We start from the raw sequence: 2,755 nt of genomic DNA on the forward strand, positions 1-2,755 counted from the left end.
GCTCCACGTCCAGGGCGGCGAACAGGCGCCGCGCGGCCGACATGCCTTCCGCCATCACCGTCTGCAGGTTGGCGAGCTGGCGCAGCGACTGCGAGGCCATGGCCAGGGCCGCCATGAAGGCCACGAACGCGCCGACGTTCATCGCCCCGGTCTGGGCCCGCCAGCCGGCGTAGGCCAGCACACCGGCGGTGATCAGCGTCATTATCAGCTCGGTGGAGGGGGCCGCCGCGGCCCGGGCGTTGGCGCCCTTCACCAGGTGCTGCTGGCGGCGGCGGACCACCTCGGCGACCCGGGCTTCCTCGTGCGCCTCGCGGTTCTCGATCTTCACCACCCGCACGCCGTCCAGGCTCTCCATGATCGCCGTGGAGAGGGCGGAGGTCTCGGCCATGGCGCCCTTGGCGGCCTTGGTCGTGCGCCTGGAGAAGCGGCGCATCACCCCAGTGGCCAGCGGGGCGGCGACCAGCACCCCCAGCGTCAGGGCCCGGTCGTTGCCGATCATCACGGTGATTGCGCCGGCCACGATCAGCGCGTGCTGGATGTAGTTGACGATCCCGGCCGTCGCCGCCTCACGGATCAGGCCCGCGTCGTAGAGTACCGAGGAGACGTAGGCCCCCGAGTGCTTCTCCCGCAGCCGGGCCAGGTCCGCCCGCACCAGCTTGCCGAACAACTGCACCTGCACGTCGCCGACCACGGCGTTGCCGATGCGGTTGATCACGGACGCCTGAACCACCTGGGCCACGGCGCGGCCCAGCGCCAGGGCGGCGATGGTCAGCGGGATGGCGGTGAGGGCGGCGGCGTTCTTGAACACCATCAGATCGTTGACCGCCGGCTCCAGTATCGCGACCAGCGCCGCGCTCGTGTAGGCCACCGCAACGGCTGCAACGAGCGAGAGCGCCAGCGCCGGCCAGCGCGGGGCGAGATAGCGGCCCCAGAGCCGCGCGATCAGCGCGCGGGCCGGCAGATCGGCCCCGGCGTCGGCGTTTCGCGCGCTCTCGGTCATGGTCCTGGGGTCGGATTTTGCGGCGCCGAAGTCAAGGCGACCGGATTACGCGCCGGGGAATGTCGGGTTGTGTCGATCTCGTGCGTCCTTAGGCTGAACGCAAGCTGATGGAGAGCCCCATGCCCCTCGACGACACCACCCCGATCAACGAGCGCGAACTGGTCCTGGTCCGTGAGATCGACGCGCCGGCGCACGTCCTCTACCGCTGCTGGACCGAGCCCGAGCTCATGAAGCAGTGGTTCGCACCCAAGCCGTGGGAGGTGCCGCACGCCGAGACGGACCCGCGCACCGGCGGCAAGTCGCTGATCGTCATGCGCGGCCCGGACGGGACCGAGATGCCGAACGCCGGCGTCTACCTTGAGGTGATCCCGGGGAAGAAGATCGTTTTCACTGACGCCTACACCGACGGCTGGATCCCCACCGAGCAGCCTTTCTTCACCGGCATCATCGAGTTCCAGGACCTCGGGAACGGCCGGACCCGCTACATCGCCCGCGCCCGCCACTGGACCGTCGAGTCCAAGAAGCAGCACGAGGAAATGGGCTTCCACGAAGGCTGGGGCCTGTGCGCCGACCAACTCGCGGAGCTCGCCAAGACGCTTTGATCCGCTAGAGCGCCTCCTCCGTCTCGCCGCTTCGGATAGATCCCCTCCCCCGTAGTCTTCGCGGCGGGGGAGGAGGACCGCGCGGGGCGTGGTCGAAGGGGCGCTTGTGCGCGCTTCGCCGCTTTGCGCAGCGCGCCCCGACCTCCTAGGTAAGCGTCGTGCTCAAACCTGACCGCCCCGACAACCGATTCGACATGTCCACGCCGGGCGGGCGGGTGCGGACCTACCTCGACTACCTGTGGAACGACCACGCCTACCTGCGCCTGGGCTTCTCCAACGCCCACTGGATCAGCGAGGAGCTGGTGCGCACCAACCAGCCCTGGCCGCACCAGCTGGCGGCCTGGAAGAAGCGCGGCATCAAGACGGTCATTAACCTGCGCGGCGGCTTCGACGCCAGCTTCCACGCGCTGGAGAAGCACGCCTGCGAGAAGCACGGCCTGACGATGGTCGACTTCACCATAACCTCGCGCGAGGTGCCGATCCGCGACCGGGTGCTGGGCGCCAAGCGCCTGTTCGAGACCATCGAGTACCCGGCCCTGATGCACTGCAAGTCCGGCGCGGACCGCGCGGGGATCATGAGCGTCTTCTACATGCACTTCCGCAAGGGCAAGACGATCCGCGAGGCGGTGGACCAGCTGCACCTGCGCTACCTGCACGTCCGCCACGGCAAGACCGGCGTCCTCGACTACACTTTCGAGCGCTACCTGCGCGAAGGCGAGCCGGCCGGCATGAGCTTCCTCGAATGGGTCGAGAGCCCGATGTACGACCCCGCCGGCATCAAGGCCGACTTCCGCGCCCAGTGGTGGGGCACCCTGATGACGGAGCGGTTCCTGAAGCGGGAGTAGGGGGCGCCGCGCCGAACTCTTCCGGCGAACTGCGGTATCTCCATCTGATCGGCAGACGGTGAGCGGCATGCGCGGGCTTCTTCTTGGACTTGTGATCCTAGGTCTCGCGCAGACCGCGCAGGCTCAGCCCGCTGACGGTCAGCTGGTCTCCAGCCGCCCCTGCCCGCCCCGAACCGAAAGCTACGACGCCTGGGTCGCCGCGCGGCTGAAGGACTATGAGGAAGAAGCCAGGCTCGGGCTGGAGGCGCGCATTCCGCAGCCACCGACCGACCGCTTTCGAAACGCCCTGATCGCCCGCGCCGAGTACG

General features: G+C 68.9%; 4 protein-coding genes. 3 read left to right on the plus strand and 1 reads right to left on the minus strand.

The window, feature by feature from the left end; all coding sequences use genetic code 11:
- On the minus strand, nucleotides 1-1,000 hold a 1,000-nt coding region (locus VHK87_RS12510), incomplete at its 3' end, for an ABC transporter transmembrane domain-containing protein (protein ID WP_329635228.1).
- A 119-nt stretch (nucleotides 1,001-1,119) separates the two neighbouring features.
- Between VHK87_RS12510 and VHK87_RS12515 the strand changes: the two genes are divergently transcribed.
- The 3 genes from VHK87_RS12515 to VHK87_RS12525 all read left to right on the plus strand — a co-directional run.
- Entirely contained in the window at nucleotides 1,120-1,602 is a 483-nt protein-coding gene (locus tag VHK87_RS12515) for an SRPBCC family protein (protein WP_329635229.1), read from the plus strand.
- Nucleotides 1,603-1,796: 194 nt separating this feature from the next.
- Nucleotides 1,797-2,447 (plus strand): fused DSP-PTPase phosphatase/NAD kinase-like protein, encoded by a 651-nt coding sequence (locus tag VHK87_RS12520; protein ID WP_329635231.1) that lies wholly within the window; start codon nucleotides 1,797-1,799, stop codon nucleotides 2,445-2,447.
- A 58-nt stretch (nucleotides 2,448-2,505) separates the two neighbouring features.
- A partial coding sequence (locus VHK87_RS12525) for a hypothetical protein (RefSeq protein ID WP_329635230.1) occupies nucleotides 2,506-2,755 on the plus strand: 250 nt, incomplete at its 3' end.

Source organism: Phenylobacterium sp. (assembly GCF_036263695.1).
Classification (GTDB): Bacteria; Pseudomonadota; Alphaproteobacteria; order Caulobacterales; family Caulobacteraceae; genus Phenylobacterium.